The 15,354-nt window shown below is 58.3% G+C and carries 14 protein-coding genes; 8 read left to right on the top strand and 6 right to left on the bottom strand.

All coding sequences use genetic code 11. The annotated features are described in order from the left end of the window. Window positions 1-374: 374 nt before the first annotated feature. The 4 genes from LB556_RS22610 to LB556_RS22595 are packed head-to-tail and all read left to right on the top strand — an operon-like array spanning window position 375 to window position 2,524. Window positions 375-854, top strand: a complete 480-nt coding sequence (locus LB556_RS22610; protein ID WP_224569937.1) for a hypothetical protein — start codon at window positions 375-377, stop codon at window positions 852-854. Next, window positions 851-1,189 (top strand): hypothetical protein, encoded by a 339-nt coding sequence (locus tag LB556_RS22605; protein WP_224569936.1) that lies wholly within the window; start codon window positions 851-853, stop codon window positions 1,187-1,189. Before LB556_RS22610 ends, LB556_RS22605 begins: the two co-directional genes overlap by 4 nt. 1 nt (window position 1,190) lies before the next feature. Next, the gene (locus tag LB556_RS22600; RefSeq protein ID WP_224569935.1) at window positions 1,191-2,318 is read left to right on the top strand and encodes a WD40 repeat domain-containing protein; all 1,128 of its coding nucleotides are present in this window, start codon (window positions 1,191-1,193) and stop codon (window positions 2,316-2,318) included. Between the two features lie 32 nt (window positions 2,319-2,350). Continuing rightward, the gene (locus LB556_RS22595) at window positions 2,351-2,524 is read left to right on the top strand and encodes a hypothetical protein (RefSeq protein ID WP_224569934.1); all 174 of its coding nucleotides are present in this window, start codon (window positions 2,351-2,353) and stop codon (window positions 2,522-2,524) included. 925 nt (window positions 2,525-3,449) lie between these two features. Here LB556_RS22595 and LB556_RS22590 read toward each other — a convergent pair. Continuing rightward, window positions 3,450-4,730 carry an aminotransferase class V-fold PLP-dependent enzyme gene (locus LB556_RS22590; RefSeq protein ID WP_224569933.1) on the bottom strand — a complete coding sequence of 427 codons (1,281 nt, stop codon included), beginning with the start codon at window positions 4,728-4,730 and terminating at the stop codon, window positions 3,450-3,452. Between the two features lie 370 nt (window positions 4,731-5,100). Here LB556_RS22590 and LB556_RS22585 point away from each other — a divergent pair, with 370 nt between their 5' ends. From LB556_RS22585 to LB556_RS22575, 3 genes are all read left to right on the top strand, one after another. Beyond that, on the top strand, window positions 5,101-6,060 hold the full coding sequence (locus LB556_RS22585; protein WP_224569932.1) for an ABC transporter substrate-binding protein: 960 nt from the start codon (window positions 5,101-5,103) through the stop codon (window positions 6,058-6,060). A gap of 194 nt (window positions 6,061-6,254) precedes the next feature. After that, the gene (locus tag LB556_RS22580; RefSeq protein ID WP_224569931.1) at window positions 6,255-7,223 is read left to right on the top strand and encodes an amino acid ABC transporter permease; all 969 of its coding nucleotides are present in this window, start codon (window positions 6,255-6,257) and stop codon (window positions 7,221-7,223) included. Between the two features lie 6 nt (window positions 7,224-7,229). Further along, a complete protein-coding gene (locus LB556_RS22575; protein ID WP_224569930.1) occupies window positions 7,230-7,973 on the top strand; it encodes an amino acid ABC transporter ATP-binding protein in 744 nt (247 codons plus the stop codon). 171 nt (window positions 7,974-8,144) lie between these two features. Here LB556_RS22575 and LB556_RS22570 read toward each other — a convergent pair whose 3' ends face one another. Both LB556_RS22570 and LB556_RS22565 read right to left on the bottom strand, forming a co-directional pair. Continuing rightward, complete coding sequence (locus LB556_RS22570; RefSeq protein WP_224569929.1) at window positions 8,145-9,071, bottom strand: dihydrodipicolinate synthase family protein; 927 nt, start codon at window positions 9,069-9,071, stop codon at window positions 8,145-8,147. 120 nt (window positions 9,072-9,191) lie between these two features. Beyond that, window positions 9,192-9,977 carry an SDR family oxidoreductase gene (locus tag LB556_RS22565; protein WP_224569928.1) on the bottom strand — a complete coding sequence of 262 codons (786 nt, stop codon included), beginning with the start codon at window positions 9,975-9,977 and terminating at the stop codon, window positions 9,192-9,194. Between the two features lie 493 nt (window positions 9,978-10,470). Between LB556_RS22565 and LB556_RS22560 the strand changes: the two genes are divergently transcribed. Beyond that, the gene (locus LB556_RS22560; RefSeq protein WP_224569927.1) at window positions 10,471-11,937 is read left to right on the top strand and encodes a carboxylesterase/lipase family protein; all 1,467 of its coding nucleotides are present in this window, start codon (window positions 10,471-10,473) and stop codon (window positions 11,935-11,937) included. Window positions 11,938-12,202: 265 nt separating this feature from the next. On the opposite strand, the gene LB556_RS22555 is transcribed toward LB556_RS22560, so the two are convergent. From LB556_RS22555 to LB556_RS22545, 3 genes are all read right to left on the bottom strand, one after another. Next, the gene (locus LB556_RS22555; RefSeq protein ID WP_224570020.1) at window positions 12,203-12,931 is read right to left on the bottom strand and encodes an amino acid ABC transporter ATP-binding protein; all 729 of its coding nucleotides are present in this window, start codon (window positions 12,929-12,931) and stop codon (window positions 12,203-12,205) included. A gap of 75 nt (window positions 12,932-13,006) precedes the next feature. Next, window positions 13,007-14,113 (bottom strand): amino acid ABC transporter permease, encoded by a 1,107-nt coding sequence (locus LB556_RS22550; protein ID WP_224569926.1) that lies wholly within the window; start codon window positions 14,111-14,113, stop codon window positions 13,007-13,009. 1 nt (window position 14,114) lies between these two features. Beyond that, window positions 14,115-15,230 (bottom strand): amino acid ABC transporter permease, encoded by a 1,116-nt coding sequence (locus LB556_RS22545; RefSeq protein WP_224569925.1) that lies wholly within the window; start codon window positions 15,228-15,230, stop codon window positions 14,115-14,117. Between the last annotated feature and the right edge of the window lie 124 nt (window positions 15,231-15,354).

The raw sequence follows: 15,354 nt of genomic DNA, 5'->3' as shown, positions 1-15,354 counted from the left end.
CCGCATTTGCGATGGTGTCTCGAAGCTGATGTACCCTGTTCCTGCTTCCTCCGGTCCTTCGTTCTTTTGGCACCGCGTCAAGCGCGATGGGCTTCTTATACAAACAGGTAAAGCAATCGCCGTGCCAGTTTGAAAACAGGGCTCGTGAGCCGCGCTCTGAGCGAAATCTCAGTCTGTCCCGCCTGCAAACGCACATGCAACTGTAACAATATTTTACACATGTATATTACGCTTGTAACATTCATTCACGTTTGCGCTGCAATATATTTGGTTCGCAAACGCAATATAATCAATTTTTTGCAACATCTATTCATTAGGTTTCCTTTCTCTACTATCTAAGGGCAAACCTTGGACGGGGCGCAGTCCCGGAGAAAATGATGTCAAACGACAAAGACAACCGCGGGCCGGCCCGGCCAATGTTCAACCAGGCCGACGGGGTGACCGGCGATCTGGTCAGGCTGATGCCGCGCGACCTGGTTTTCGTTATGCGTTTCATGGGCGAAAGCCAGTACCGGCTGCAAAGCCATTTCCAGGACTTCATCCGGGCCGAACTCGCCGCCGGCGGCGTCACGACACAGACCCATCCGATGATCCATCTGTTCATCGAGAGCCATGCGATCCTGCTGCGCGACTTCGTGTTTTCCGGTGTTTCGCTGACGCGCCAGTTCCGTGTCGATGAGATCGAGCGCCTCACCGGCGACACCACATCGATGATCCGCGTCGACATCTGGGACCAGCTCAAGAGCCACATCGAAACGGCCGAGAAGCAATTCCAGTCGCAGGCCCACACGCTGCCCAAGCTGCTCTCGGCCTTCGAAAACCCGACCGGGCCGACAGCCCAGGAGGGAAAATGATGGCGACTTCAGTGAAAGCCGCTACGCGGGAGGTGCTGCTCGACCGCCGGCTGGCACTTGTCGGCAATGTCTCGGCACTCACCGCCGAGGCATTGCGGCTCAATCAGAAGCTCGCCGGCCTCGAGATGGACGTGCTGCGCGTGGAACTCGAGATCGGCAGGAGCGGCTCCAGCACGCAACTGGTGCAGGACTTGCATGAGACGGAAGAGGGCGCCGAGGCGATCATGAACGCGCGCACGGCGTGCGAGGAGCGTATCGCATTTGCCGAAGGCGAAATCGCGGATGTCGATCGCGAGCTCGCTTCGACAGCGAACCAGGATCGATGGGAGACATAGAGTGAACCAACAAACAGTACAAAGCCTGAGCCTGTTCGACCTGCTGGCACGTAGCTGGCGGCGCCCGTCGGCGGTCGCCGACCTCTGCTTCAACGCCGACGGCTCGACCGTTGCCTTCACGTCCGTCGACGGAACCGTCGCCATTGCCGCGGTCGTCGACCAAGAACCGCCGGAATCGCGGATCCGGGTGAGCGGCGATCTCGGACAGACGACGATTCGCCCGCGCGAGAAGCCGCCGGTGCCATTGATCGCGTCCGCATCATTTGGTGATGACGATGTCCCAATCGCCGCCTACCTGAATTCCGGCTTCCTCATCGGTACGGCGGCCGGCGAAGTAGTGCATCTGACGGCTAAAGGCGAAGCGGCGGAGGCGCTGATCAAGATCGAAGGGCCTATCGTCGCCATCGATCATAGTGCACGGACAGCCTTGACGGCGGTCAGCGACGGGCACGACGTTTTTCTGTCGCGCGACCGTGGCGATTTGACGAGGCTGGAACACGACGGGACATCGTCGACTGACGCACTGGCATTCTCTCCCGACGGACGCCGCCTCGCCTCTGGCTTGGGCAACGGACTGTCGATCTGGGCCATCGAAGGGTCCGCCAGTCTAATACGAGACTTCTCCTTCCCGGCGCGCCCGACATCGATACGGTGGAGCGACGATTGCGCATGGTTGGCCTGCGGCCTCGAAACAGGCGGCTTTGCCCTGGTCAGTATCGCCGACGGTTTGAGCGGTGTCGTTGCGGGATTTCCGTCGCAGGTCCGCGCAGTGTCCTGGAGCAGGCTTGAGAATGCGCTGCTTGCTTCGGGGGCTTTCCGGATTGCCGGCTGGTCGATGACCGCGCCGCCGCTTGACGGCGAAACCGCGGGAGCGCTGGAAACCGGTCGCGCCGGTCTTGTTCTGGTCGAGACGGTGGCAGCGCATCCGCAGAAGAAACTTGTCGCAGCAGGCTTCGCCAACGGCAGGATCACCGTCGCCCTGATCGGCGGACGCGACGAACTTCTTGTGCGGCCCTTGGGCAGCGGGGTAACCGCGCTTGCCTGGTCCAGCGACGGGCAGCACTTGGCTGTAGGCACGGTCGACGGCACCGCAGCGATCATCACCTTCCCAGCGCAGATGTTTAAATAGCGGGCGCAGCCCGTTTAAAAAAGGAGGACATAATGCAGACCGAACTCACAACCGAGCAAGAGAGCAAGGATGAGTTCTTCGACAGGCTGGCTAAGCTGTCCGAAGAAATGGTGGCAAAGCATGGGAAGGATTTCAGCATGGGCGCATTGGTACTAGCCGCGCGTTGGATCGCCGAAAACCGGGTTGGACGCTTGAAGACCAATTAGGTGAATGACGAGATGTTTCAGGGCATTCTGGTGATGGAAGAACGGTTTAGTTGAACTGCCATGATCATCGATCTGAAAGAATAGCCAGAACATTTACATTTTTTTGGTACGTGGCGTTTAGCCGTCGCGGCTTTCTTCTTCCAACTGGTGGGTGGTGAGGAGCTTTGCGGCGCGGAATTGACCCCAATCAAGGACCGCGACGACGTCTATTTCTAAGCCACAGACCGGCTACCGCCTCCCCCGCGCTGAATAGCGGCCACGGGCAACGTCTGCTAGCACCGCACCAAACAGCGCGCGCCGTCACTTTGGAGCAAGTTGAGGAACGATGATTTCAAGCCTGGGGGAATTGGCTCCTTGGCGTAGAGCTTCTCGAGATCCTTCGCGTTATTGGTGACCACGGTAAAATCCTCCTCCACGATGCGCGGCGTCAAACCCTAATCGGTTTCACCGCTGAGCCCTAGCTAAGGCCGTAGCGGTCAGCCTGCATCGGCATGGTGAGAGGCATCGAACTCGATGCACCAACTTTCATCGCCAACATGGCCACTGCAAAGATCCGCGCTTTCCCTTCGACCGCCGGGATGGCGGTAACCCGAAGGGGACACTCCGTCGATCACTCTATTTGCCAGCCGCCTTTGTCACGAGCCTATGTTTCGGGGGGACCAGAGCTCACGACCTTGTGCGTCACTACGGGTTGGGACAGCCGCACACCGGAGGTGACAAAGGCAAACGATGTCGGTGGCGCAGTCTTCATGCGGTCTGTTGACATTGCTGGATTGCCTGAACCTGTTCTGACCTTCTAGCCGCGCGATGGCCTGTGCGGATGGGTCAACGGACCGGCTGCTTCCGGGAGACACAAAGTCGCCATGGTAGCAATCGCCCGATGGACGATCGCGTTGACATCCCGCCTTTCCCTGCCGGTCACGCGCTACTGGCCGAGAGCACTCAAATCGGCCGTGACCTCAAGGAACCTGTCGATGTCAATTGCGCTATGGCAATGGATGGGCGAAATGCGCACTGCCCCGGTGAGCCCGAAGGATTCAAGCATCCGTTTTGAAAACACACTTTTCGTGGTCCGCTCATATACAATCACGCCCCGCTTTTCATATTCCTGCACTGCGCTGGTCGAGTCGAGATGGTCGAAGCCTATCGCCACGATGAGATCCCGCTTTGTAAGATCTTCATAGTCCAGATGGACCTTCACGCGAGGCAGCTTTCGGAGTCCGCATCTCTCGTTTGTGCCATCCAGCATTCGTTGCAAAAGCGCCCTTTCATGCAGTTCGATGCCTTCCATACCGGCCACAAACTGCGCACGCCGCTCGCCAATATTTCCGAGACTTGCCCCGAGCCAACACACATAGTTGACGATCTCGGTTAGGACGGCAAACTGCCATGGAGCGGAGCTTCCGAGATCCCAATAGTTCGCTGCCAGTCCTTCAATCTGAGGATGCGGAAGCACCGCCAAGCGCTCCGACAGCCAGGTGAAACCGGAGCCACGAACGCCGAAGAACTTGTAGGGGGCGATGTTAATACCGTCGACCGGAGCCCGTTGCAGGTCGATAATGCCGTGCGGTGCATGTTGGACGGCATCCACAAGGATGAAGAGGTCGGGTTTGACAGTTCTTGCCCGCCGCACAATCTGTTCGATGTCAAATTTCGCACCAGAAACGTTTGAAGCCTGCATGACGTTAAGCAGGCACGTATCCTCATCGAGGAGGCCAATGATTTGGTCTACGTCCACACCGCCGGTCACAGGGTTGCTGGGGGCAATTCGCAGTTCCTTCTGGAACTTCGCCGCGTAGATCGACATGGGATCAAATGAGGCCGGGTGTTCCAGTATGGTTGTCACCATGTTGCCGCCAGGGACGTTTTCGGCAATCGCCCGGACCATTTCAAACATCGCGGCCGACGCAGTAAGCGTCGCGTAGACCGTGCCGCCTTCCACATTGAAAAGCAGCCGGGCGTCGTCCTCGCCCCGGCGCAGAATTTGCCTCAGGACAGCCGCCGTCTCATGTATCCGGCCGCTTGCGTCGGGCATCCGGTCGACCCGAACAAGGGCATCGAGCGCCGCCTTCAACCTGAGCGATCCCCCGGCATTCTCGAAATAAAGCCGCGCATCACCCTGCGCGTCGTTGTCGACAAGCAGGAAGCGTTTTCTGATTTCACTCTGCAGGTCTGCTGGGAACAAGCGACCGTAAGCGTCATTCATGACAGCTGGTGCTCCATGCAACGGGGGTGAAGGGCGGGTTTAGTGCCGGAAAGGCAAATGGCATTGGTCTTGGTATTCCATCTGCCATTCATCCAACCTAGACGCGCGAGATCACGGCTATCGTGGAATTTAGGTTGTTATTTTGCCGATCAAGCCACGGAATAATAAGCGCAATTTCGTAGGCGCTAACACGCTAAACCCGGTGCGCGCACCTCCGCAACAAAGTTATTGTTTGGTCTGAACACAGTCTTTTCTGTTTGGTGGGAGCGACATCGATTCATAGCATTCGAAACGCTGCACATGGGATTTGACTTGCTTCGCATTCCAGGACAGCAGCCACAAAGCGAACAAGAAAAAGGGGAACTGCTAAATGTCGATCGGCTCAATCATAGGCAACGTCGCGCACAAACTGTCCGCCTCGGTGCTGCCGGACGTGCGCCACCGTAGCCGAGCGCCGAGGCAATCGAAATTTATGCTCCATTCGCGTGGTCAGCCATATTGGCTGCGGCTCGTCGCTGTTTCTGCACTGACGGTCTTGGCAGCCGGAACCGCATCGGCGGGACAATATGGCAATTGTCAGGTGACCGGGACAAAAGGGGCGTATCACATCGATCCGGTTACCCCTGGCCAACTGACGGTCGAGGTAAGCCTTCCGGCGCCAGGTTGGTTTAACGGAGACACGCCCGATACGATTGCCGACGGTTACGAGTTCTGCATGGCCGCAGAGATCGCGGCTCGCGCCGGCCTTGCGAAGGTGGTTCTGGTGAACGCATCCTGGGCGCAGTTGATTGGCGGAAATACCCACAACTTCGACATCGCGCTCGCCGAAGCGACCATCACGGAACCGCGCAAACAGGTGGTGGACTTCTCCAGCCCCTATTTCGACTCGGACATCGGCATCCTGGCAAAGGCCGGGACGAAAGTTGACAGCGCTGCGGTGAAGCAGATGCGTATCGGCGTAAAGCAGGGGACTGCAGGCGCCGAATTCATCATGGATACTTTGAAACCAAGTCAAGAGGTAAAGGTCTACACGACCTCTCCGGCCTTGGTTGCGGGCCTTCAGGCTGGACAGGTCGATGCGGTGGCTGCTGATACTGCCTACCTTTTGGGCTTCGCGGCAAAATCGCAGGGTGCGTTCACCGTCGTTGGCCAATATCATACAGGAGCGGCCTACGGCGGTGTCTTTCCGAAGGGCTCGCAGAATGTCGCGGCTGTCAATGCCATCATCGATGACATGAAACGGGATGGTACTATGAGCGCCCTAGGCGCGAAGTACCTCGGAGCCGCCTGGGGCGTGGATCCCTCCAAGATCGAATACTTCCAGCCGTGACGACCAGCGGAGACAAAACACACCCGTCGGCTATAGGAGCGTCGGGCGACGTAGCGCTGCATGGAGCCGTCGCTCTAACACGCACGTTTCACGCGGGCACCCCGCCGCGCAATCCCCTCCCCTTGGGACTTGTGGCACTCTTGGTGACGGGCCTCGTCGTGGTGGCTTCCTGGGCCACATTATATGAGGTCGGCATGGCGCTGGAGGCCGTGCAGGCGGCCACTCCGCTGGCCGAAGCCGTGCTAGCTGCTTTGGGGCTATCTGCGGTGGCTTTGATGGTGCCCGCCGCCAGAGCCGTCCGTCTGGCGCGGGCAGCGATCACGGCTCAGGCCGTAAATGACCTCATTCAAGCGCGTGTGAAAGGCGCAGAATCGCGCAACTCAAGCCTGGTCGCCATGGGATTTGCAGGAGCGCTGGTGGTTGTCCTGCTGACGGTTCTCCTGTTCGTCGTCAATAATTTGGCCGTTAGCCGTGTCTTCTTCTACATACCACTCATCAGCAGTTCGTTCTGGCTGATGGTGAAGGCGTTCTGGATCAACATCTACATCTTCATGGTAGCCGAGATCCTGGTCCTGATATGGGGCCTGGTCATTGCCATCGCGCGCATGGCACCGGGCTCTGCAGGGAGGCCGGTAAGGATGCTTGCGACGTTCTATGTCGACATCTTTCGCAGTTTGCCTGGCATCATTACCATCTATCTCATCGGCTTTGGTCTGCCGCTGACGCACCTACCGGTCCTGAAGGATCTATCGCAAGAATCCCTAGCAATCATCGCCCTGACGCTGACCAATGGCGCCTATACCGCCGAAATCTATCGCGCGGGAATCGAAAGCATCCATTGGAGCCAGACTGCCGCAGCGCGCTCGCTCGGCCTGTCGTACATGCAGACACTGCGTTACGTGGTTGTGCCACAAGGGGTACGCAACATCATTCCGCCCATGCTGAATTCGTTCATCAGCCTGCAAAAGGATACAGCCCTAGTCAATGTGATCGGCACTATCGACGCATTCAATCAGTCGATCATCGTAGCGAGCAACAACTTCAATCTATCGCCGGTGACGACCGTGGCGCTGTTGTTCATTGCCATCACAATTCCGCAGACACGCTTGGTTGACCGAATGATCGCACGTGATCGGCGGCGCATGCGAATTGGAGGCAGCTAAACCGTCATGGCATTCCTGGAAATCAGCGGAGTCAAAAAGCACTTTGGGCCGCACCCTGTGCTGGCTGGATTGAATCTAAACGTGGATGAACATCAGGTTGTCTGCCTTATCGGCCCCTCGGGGTGCGGCAAGTCCACGCTATTGCGCTGCATCAACGGACTGGAAGAGATCGATGGTGGCGAGATTCGTGTCCATGGCGATCGCATCACCGGTCCAGGGGTGAATGTTGATGCATTGAGGCGTGATATCGGAATCGTGTTTCAGAGCTTCAACCTATTCCCTCATATGACTATTCTGGAGAATGTGGTGCTCGCACCGGTGCGTGTGCTCGGTCAAAGCCGTCTTGAGGCCCAGGATCGCGCCATGGCGCTGTTGAAGCGGATTGGGCTGGAACACAAAGCAAAGGAATATCCCGACCGCTTGTCCGGCGGTCAGCAACAGCGGGCGGCAATCATCCGCGCACTGTCGATGGACCCGCAAGTGTTGTTGCTGGACGAAATTACGTCGGCTCTGGACCCGGAGCTGGTATCCGAGGTTCTGAACATTGTTCGCGACCTCGCGGCCGACGGCATGACCATGCTTCTTGCCACCCACGAGATGGGATTTGCCCGTGAAGTCGCGTCGAAAATTTGCTTTCTTTGCGATGGGGTCGTGCACGAAGAAGGGCCCCCGCAGGAAATCCTTGGTGATCCGAAGAAGGAGAGAACACGCGGATTCCTGCGCAGGATTATTGAAGCTAAGCGGCTATAGGAGGGGGTTAAACACCCCTGGGAAACGGCGTCGACTTGTACGCCAATCTCTTCGACATCATCATCCGCATCGTTGCCGGCTACACGCAAACCAGATCGATGTCCTGCTTCCCTGGGCTTGTGCCCCCTCGCCTCTTCAGGCCGTGGCCTGAGAACAGCGGTTACAATCCATCTAGATAACAGCGCTCCGATCGTGCCCGGACAATCGCTCCAGCAGGAAATCTATCTCTGCGATCGCCTCAGAACCGAGTGAGGATCCAGGTGCGCGCAACGTGCCGTGCGCGATTGCACCTCGTTTCTGGAGAATGTACTTACGCACGGCCAGTCCGACGGCTGGCTGCTGCTCATACCGCAGCAGCGGCAGGTGGGCCTCGAAGATATCCTGCGCGGCCTGACGATTGCCGACACTGTGATGTGCAACCACATCGACCAACATCTCGGGGAAGGCGTATCCGGTCATAGCTCCGTCGGCCCCGCGCGCCATCTCGCAGTCGAGAAATAGACCACCGTTCCCACACAAAATGGCCAGGTCACGCATCTCTCCAACGCTTTGCCAGCGACGAAGCAGGCTGATCTTCTCGAGACCCGGCCAGTCTTCATGTTTCAACATCACGCAGGAAGGGGTCTCCTGAACGATGCGTCGTATCAACTGCGAGGACATGACGACGCCGGTTACGGTGGGGTGATCCTGTAAAACGAATGGAACATCCGCACCAATGGCCTCGACAGCCTGGCGAACATAGGTGGCGATTTGCTCGTCTGTGCGCATCCCCGAGGGGGGCGTAAACATGACTCCTGCCGCACCCAAATCCATGGCTTCTCGTGCCAACCGGCGCATCGACTGCAGCCCCGGCGAGGACACGCCCACGATTACTGGACGTCCTTTGAAACCATCGATAGAAGCTTTCACTACGCTGACCGCCTCCTCAGGCACGAGCTTGTTCGCCTCGCCCAAGAGGCCCAGGACGGTGAGACCATCGACGCCTTTGGCTATGTAGAATTCCGCCATCCGCGAAATCGAGGCTTCGTCGAGCGTGCCGTCCGGAAGGAAGGGGGTCGGAGCTATGGCATAAACCCCCTTTGATTGGCTTGTAAGCAATGTCGAGCATCCTCTTTTACGCGAAGGCGCAGCCCTGGCGCCCTGCCCAGCTTCCGAAGGATTCTATCCGGTTCGCTCCCACCTTCGTGTGAGGCAAGCCCATAAAGCGATCGGTGATCGTCAGATGTTTGCGATGTAACCGCCATCGACACGAATGCAACTGCCCGTGATGTAGGAAGCGCGTGTGCTGGCCAGGAAGGCGACAGTGTCCCCATATTCGCAGGGATCGCCGTAACGGCCGAGTGGTATCGAAGCGATGCTTTCACGTGATACGTCATCGACATTGCGCCCCTCGCGGGCCGCCTTCTTCTCATCAAGGAAAGCAATCCGCTTTGTCGCAATACGCCCCGGCATGACGATGTTTGCCGTGATCCCGTGGGGCCCCAACTCGCCAGCGAGCGTCTTGGACCAGCCGACGAGCGAGCTTCTCAGAGCGTTGGAGAGGCCGAGATTCGGGATAGGCGCAACCACGCCTGACGAGGTCGATGTGATTACCCTGCCCCAACCACGCTCCTTCATCCCCGGCACGACACGGTCGGTTATGGCCATTACTGACAGAACCATGCTGTCGAAGAATTTGCGCCAGGTCTCCAGAGACTGGCCGACGATGGCACCCGGCGGAGGACCGCCGGTGACGGAGACCAGCACATCGACGGAGCCCAGCATCTCCTCTATGGCCGCCACATTGTCATCCACGACAGAGAGATCGCCCAAGTCCCATGTCAAAGGCATCGATCGGCCGCCGCCCTGGTTGATGGCGTTGCTCACGTTTTCGGCGGCAGCGCGGTCAATGTCAGCTACGGCTATCGCCGCGCCTTCCGCTCCAAGCGAGCGTGCGATTGCACCACCCAATCCGCCACCCGCGCCCAGCACCAGCGCGGTTTTCCCTTTCAGGCCAAGATCCACATTCGCCTCCACGTTTCGGCACGACAATGGTTTCGGGGAACCATGTCGAAGCATCCTCTTCGGTTCGAGCCGAGGTTTCCCCGCGTTGGTGGCGTCACGAACCGTCGACCGATTTCGCCGGATTATTCGGTTCTCGCAACCAAATGCACCTATCTTCTGAAAGCGGTTTTTGCTCGTTGACCGCTGGCCACGGCGGGTGAACCTTGCAGGCGAGTTGGGCAAGAAGCCCCTGGTTCCGGGGAAAATGCCCCCATGTGCCTGGGCATTCGAAGCAAGCAAGGAGCATTCCGCGGGCCAGTCCCGGGTGTACCTCTGCGCCGACAGATGAAGGACTAGGATGTGACGCTGCAGGATCCTTCAATTCTTTCCGAAGTCCTCTGAATACATTCAAGGCGCGAGGCGCTTCCGCTGATAAGCCGGATTGAAGGGCATCGGGTTAAAGGCCTTCGCTACCCCACCTTTTGGAAAACCCAGAGCGATTGTGGAGAGAGAAATGTACGACACAGAGCTTGTTGAGCTGTCAACGCCGTTTGGGAAATTGCGTGGGGCGAAACGCGAAGGCGTCGTTGCGTTTCACGGAGTTCCTTATGCAGAGGCTCCTGTTGGCCCACGGCGTTTCAAGATGCCCGTCGCACCTGTTCGATGGCCAGGTGTGCGCGATGCCATCACGGCAGGTCCGATTCCACCCCAGCTGCCTTCCCGCCTCGACGATGTGATGGGCGCGTATGCAGCCGATCAAAGTGAGGACTGCCTTCACCTCGATATCTGGACCACTCATACCGAAGGCAATGGCGCTCCCGTCCTCGTCTTCATCCACGGCGGCGGGTTCATGACGGGAGGCGGATCGCTGCCCTGCTATGATGGAAGCGTCCTGGCCAGGGAAAATGGCCTCGTCGTTGTCACTATCAGCTACCGCCTTGGCATCCTCGGCCTATGGCCCCAACTGGATTTCGGCGGCCTGAACCTGGCACTTCACGATCAGCTGGCAGCTCTTCGTTGGATTAAAGCCGCGATCGGCACTTTCGGCGGCGATCCTGCCCGCATCACAGTCGCGGGGCAATCTGCCGGCGCCTTCAGTATTGCGACGCATCTCGGAGCCACCGACAATTCTGAGTTGTTTGCCCGGGCCATAATGATGAGCGCGCCCGTGGGCATCAAGTTGCGAACAGCCGACCAGTCCCGCCCTGCGGCCAACGCCATCCTTGAAGCGTTTGGCCTCCGCCCGGAGGAAGCGAACAAGCTGCAGACCATGCCGATCGTCCAGGTGCTCGACGGCTTGCGAAGCCTTGCCAAGCGACCGCCAGCGGTCAAAGGCGACATCACGCCGCCTTTCATGCCCACCCTGGACGACGGACTCCTTCCCCGTCAGCCGCTCGAAACCATCAGATCTGGCACTGCCAATTGGTGCGATGTCATGATCGGCGTGACGCGGGAAGAATTCTCAGCATTCAGTGCCGGAAATCCTGCGCTTGATAAGCTGTCGGAGGATGAGCTCAAGGCGCTGTTTGAGGCAGAACTGGGAGACGAGGCCAGCGCAACGATCGTAAAGATTTGTTCGGAGCGCGTCCCGGCAACGCCTCGTACGATTTTGGGTGATTTTCACACCGACGCGATATTCGGCAAAAGCCTTGAGATCGCGAGCGTGCAATCCAGGCTAGGGCGCAAGGCGTATGGCTATTCCTTTGATTGGCAATCACCCAAATCTGCTTTTGGAGCTTGTCATTGCATCGATCTGCCTTTTCTGTTCGGGAACATCGACACCTGGAAAGCTGCACCGATGCTAGCCGGGGCAGATGAGCAGGAGGTCGCTGACTTAAGCCAACGGTTTCGAGGCGCAATCGCAGCCTTCGCCGCGAACGGCGATCCGAATGGTCCGGGCCTGCCGAGATGGCCCGCTTTTGGCCCCAATCGGGCAGCGCTTCACTTCGATCGCCATATTTCGGCTTTCGCAGCCGCCTGATCACGAGCAGAGGCGTGCCAGCAGCCATGTGGACCAGCGCTCACGCCGAGCCCACGGCCGCAGATCATCAGTCGTCTAGCAGAAACCGAACGAGCGTGCCTGGACGGCGGCGCCGATGAAATCGGGCACGCAACGCGCAGGAGGGATCCCATAGAACGGGTCTCGCACCATTGCCGGTCCGACCCATCTGGACAACATCCTCATCTGCGCGCTGCCGTGTCGTTGCCGCTGGCACGTGGCGAGGATAGGTGCCAGCCTGGCGGAACTAGTGCTGAAGAACCTGGCTCAAGAACGCCTTGGTCCGCTCCGAACGCGGGTTGTTGAAGAACTCGATCGGATTGTTCTGCTCGACGATTTCGCCGCGATCCATGAAGATGACGCGGTTGGCGACCGTGCGCGCAAAGCCCATCTCGTGGGTCACGCAGATCATGGTCATTCCTTCCTGCGCCAAAGAGACCATGACGTCCAGAACCTCTTTGATCATCTCCGGATCAAGTGCTGAGGTCGGTTCATCGAACAGCATTATCCGAGGCGTCATGCAAAGCGAGCGGGCGATCGCCACGCGCTGCTGCTGACCCCCAGAAAGCTGACCGGGATATTTGTGAGCCTGGTCCGGAATGCGGACACGTTCCAAATACTTCATCGCCGTCGCCTCAGCTTCCCTGCGCGGGATCTTTCGAACCCAGATTGGCGCCAGCGTACAGTTCTCCAGGACTGTCAGATGAGGGAAGAGGTTGAATGCCTGGAAGACCATGCCCACTTCGCTACGGACCTTGTCGATCTGCTTCAGATTCCCTGTAAGCTCATTGCCATCGACAATGATCTGGCCCTGCTGATGTTCCTCAAGTCGGTTGATGCACCGGATCAGGGTCGACTTACCGGAACCCGAAGGACCGCATATCACAATGCGCTCCCCGCGGCTGACGGTCATGTTGATCCCTTTTAGGACATGGAACTCACCATACCATTTGTGCATGTCGATGAGCTGCACCATGTCAGCCGAGCCCTCGGCCGATCCGGCAATTGATTCCGTGACAATGGACATCCTCTATCCTCCCTTAACTGAGACTCAGCGGCGCTGGCCGCGATGTAGGTGACGCTCCAACCAAAGGCTGTAACGGGACATAAAGAAGCAAAATCCAAAATATATGACTGCAATAAACAGATATGCTTCCTTGTAGAACCCGAGCCAGGCAGGATCAGACAATGCCGTTTTCGCTGTCATCATCAGGTCGAAGATACCGATGATGATAACAAGCGACGTATCTTTGAACTGACCGATAAAATTGTTGACCATCGGCGCGATCACCAGCTTTAGAGCTTGGGGAAGGATGATTTTGGATGTCTTTTGCCAGTAGGTAAGACCCAAGCTGTCCGCTGCTTCGTATTGACCCCTCGGAATCGCTTGCAGCCCGCCGCGGATCGCTTCTGCCAGGTAAGCGGAGAAAAACAGGGCGTAGCCGACTTCCGCGCGAAGCAGCTTGTCGATGGTCACATCCCGCGGCAGGAAAAGCGGGATCATCACAGAAGCCATGAATAGGACGCTGATAAGCGGCACACCACGCACGAGTTCGATAAACCCGATGCAGAGCGCACGCACCACAGGCAATTCGGAGCGCCGGCCTAACGCCAACGCTACGGCTATCGGGAAACCCAGAACCATGCCGACCACTGAAATGATCAGTGTCAGGGGCAGACCGCCCCAGCGAGTGTCATCGACGTAGGGCAAGCCGAAGATTCCGCCTGCCATGAGCAGGAACACCACCGCGAGACCCGTCAACCAAATCGCAGCAAGCGCCCAGCCCCAAAGACGTCTATCGCAGCTCACGATCAGCATCGTGACGATCAGGAGCACCACGAGCGCCGGGCGCCAGTGCTGATCTGGCGGATAGAGGCCGAAGAGTATGAAACGCCATTTCTCGGAGAGAAACGACCAGCAAGCGCCAGCACCGGGAGCCCGGCAGGCCGCTGCGGACTGTTGTCCGGTAACCGCATCCAGGATTGCCCAATTGAAGACTGGCGGCACGACCCGGACGATCAGCCAGACCGCAAGCAAGGTCAGGATCGTATTCGGCCAGGAGTTGAACAGGTTGGCTCGCAGCCAACCAAGTGGGCCCAACGACGCGACCGGCGGCCGTAGTGTCACGTTGGCGGGTGCTTGAAATTCGCTAGGCATCTCATCGCTCCTTCAACGCAACGCGCTTGTTGAACCAGTTCATGAACGCCGAGACCAAGAGGCTTATGGTCAGGTACACCGCCATGATGATGGATATGCCCTCGATCGCCTGCCCTGTCTGGTTGATCGTGGTGTTGGCGATCGACACCAAGTCTGGATAACCCACGGCCACCGCCAGCGAGCTGTTCTTGGTGAGATTCAAGAATTCGCTCGTCAGTTGGGGCACGATGACGCGAAACGCCTGGGGCACAACAATGAGCCGCAGGATTTGGCCACGTCTCAAACCCAGCGCCAATGCCGCTTCGCTCTGGCCCCAGCTAACCGCCAGGATGCCCGCGCGCACCACCTCGGCGATGAAGGCCGCTGTATAGAAGACCAAACCAAGCAAGATCGTTACGAATTCCGGTGACATCGTAATGCCGCCCTGAAATCCGAAACCCACCAGACTCGGCATGTCCATCGCGGTCGGCGCACCGATGGCAAGCCAAGCCAATATCGGAATGCCTGCGATGAGAACGGTCGCCGCCCAGGCAACGGGGAATTGTTGACCAGTCGCGTATTGGCGGCGCCTTGCCCAGATGTCGACACCAACCGACAGCGCCACGGCTACAAGAAAGGCAACAGCGACGGCAAGCAAAGCCGGCCCGTCTGCAGGTACTGGCAGCATGAAGCCGCGGTTGCTGAGAAACACTCCAGGCAGCGGCGACAACGCCTCGCGCGGGCCAGGCAAAGTTACGGTGATGACGTCGTACCAGAAGAACAGTTGCAGCAGCAGTGGAAGGTTGCGTGTCACCTCGACATAGATGGCTGCCAGACGCGAGACCAGCCAGTTTCCGGACAATCGAAGAATGCCCACCGCCGTTCCGAGCACGGTTGCAAGAACGATGCCCACCGCCGCTACCAGCAGCGTGTTCAGCAAGCCGACTTCATAGGCGCGCAAATAGCTCGATGCCGACGAATACGAAATCAGGTGCTGCGCGATGTCGAAGGAGGCCGCGCGACTAAGGAAATCAAATCCTGTTGCGATAGACTGGCGCGCCAGATTAGCAAGCGCGTTCGAAATCAAGTACCAGGCGCCTCCGACTATGAGGCAAATCACCAGAACCTGATAGGCCAAGCCCCGTACTCTCGGATCATATAGGGAGAACCCCGAGGTTTGGGCGGTCGCTATTGCTCGTGATTGGGAATTCGTCAATGCACGGTTCTCCCCTGACGATTTCATAGCTTGGCCTTCGCGAGGC

Source organism: Mesorhizobium sp. ES1-4, assembly GCF_020164745.1.
Taxonomy (GTDB): domain Bacteria; phylum Pseudomonadota; class Alphaproteobacteria; order Rhizobiales; family Rhizobiaceae; genus Mesorhizobium.
Note: the sequence above shows the minus strand (reverse complement) of the source record. Positions and strands in the feature narration are given on the sequence as shown.